Origin of the sequence: Corallococcus sp. 4LFB (genome assembly GCF_046520365.1) — a bacterium.
In the GTDB taxonomy this organism is placed as follows: domain Bacteria; phylum Myxococcota; class Myxococcia; order Myxococcales; family Myxococcaceae; genus Corallococcus; species Corallococcus caeni.
The window spans coordinates 1-1,248 of sequence record NZ_JBKGHJ010001021.1 but is presented as its reverse complement, the minus strand read 5'-3'; the positions used below and the strand labels follow the sequence as shown (position 1 = coordinate 1,248).

General features: G+C 76.2%; 1 protein-coding gene and 1 pseudogene. Both read right to left on the bottom strand.

Annotated features, from left to right (window positions below; translation table 11 throughout):
* A partial coding sequence (locus ACLEQD_RS43710; RefSeq protein WP_410391837.1) for a tetratricopeptide repeat protein occupies nucleotides 1–771 on the bottom strand: 771 nt, incomplete at its 3' end.
* Nucleotides 675–1,248: pseudogene (locus ACLEQD_RS43705) on the bottom strand (hypothetical protein); the annotation flags it as partial. The pseudogene ACLEQD_RS43705 and the gene ACLEQD_RS43710, both read right to left, overlap by 97 nt.

The following is a 1,248-nucleotide window of genomic DNA, read 5'->3' as shown; positions in this document are numbered from 1 at the left end:
CGCCGCAGTCAGGCCCCAGCCCGCCGGGCCCGCCGGCAGGACGGGCGCCAGCCAGCGGCCCACCTGGGACTCCACGCGGGCGCCCTCCTGGGTGCCATCCGCCAGGTCCAGCCAGTCACGCTCGGGCACCGCCGGAGACAGGAGCAGGCGGTTGAGCAGCGGGCGGTCCTCCGGCGGAGGCTCCCGGCGCAGGAGCGAGCCGTCCAGCGACTGCGCGGTGGCGATGGCGGAGGTGGAGCGGTCCAGCTCCTTGCCCAGCTGATCATCCGGCAGGAGCCGGGCCCGGCGCCGGTACACCTGCCCCAGGTTGTAGTGCGGCGCCGCCATGGAGGGATCCGCCTTGGAGGCCTGCGTGTAGAGGAGCACCGCGCCGTCCACGTCGCCCAGGCCCAGGAGCGTGTTGCCGAAGCGCGTGAGCATCCGCGCGTCGCCCTCCTTCAGGGCGGAGGCGGCCTTGAAGTCCGCCCTCGCCTCCTCCAGGAGGCCCCGGCGTGATTCGTAGTAGGCGAGCGCCCCGAGTTCCTGGAAGCGGGCGGTGCGCGCCTCCGCGCGGGCGCGGACCCGGGCCGCCGCGCCCTCCGCGGACAGGCCGCCGCGCTCCAGGAGGTAGACGTCCTCCGCGGGCGTTCCGGCGAAGACGGTGAAGCGCGCCAGCGTCCCCGCGGCGAGCGGCATCAGCCCCAGGCCCACGAGCAGCACCGCGGCCACCCAGCGCTCGGCGCGGCCCACGTACAGCGCCACCGAGGCGAAGAGCACGAGCAGCACCGGCACCAGGCCGCGCCCAGCACGGCGGGCAGCGCCAGGAGCAGCAGGCCCAGCAGGCCGGACTGCCAGCGCGTCACCGCCCGGGGGAACAGGTGGTGGAAGTCATGCAGCGCGTACCGGAGCCGCCGCAGGAAGAGCACCGCGATCACCGCCACCGCCGTGGCCGCCCACGCCGCGAGCACCAGCGCGCCCAGGTCCGTGAGCGCGGGCCTGCGGTAGCGCGCGTCCTTCGCCAGCGTCACGAGCGCGGTCTTCCACTCGCCCAGCGCGCGCGGCACGTTCAGCGGATCCTCCACCACGTACGTCTCCGCCCGGGCGAAGCGCGCGGCGGGCAGGCCCGGGGACAGGGCCACGGCCACGTCCAGGAGCGCGAGCGCGCCCGTCAGGTCCCCGGCGCGGCGGCGGACCCCGGCCTCGCGCACGAAGCCCATGCTCAGCGGTTCCAGGTCGGAGGCGAGCACCTCCTCGCGCAGCGTGCCCAGC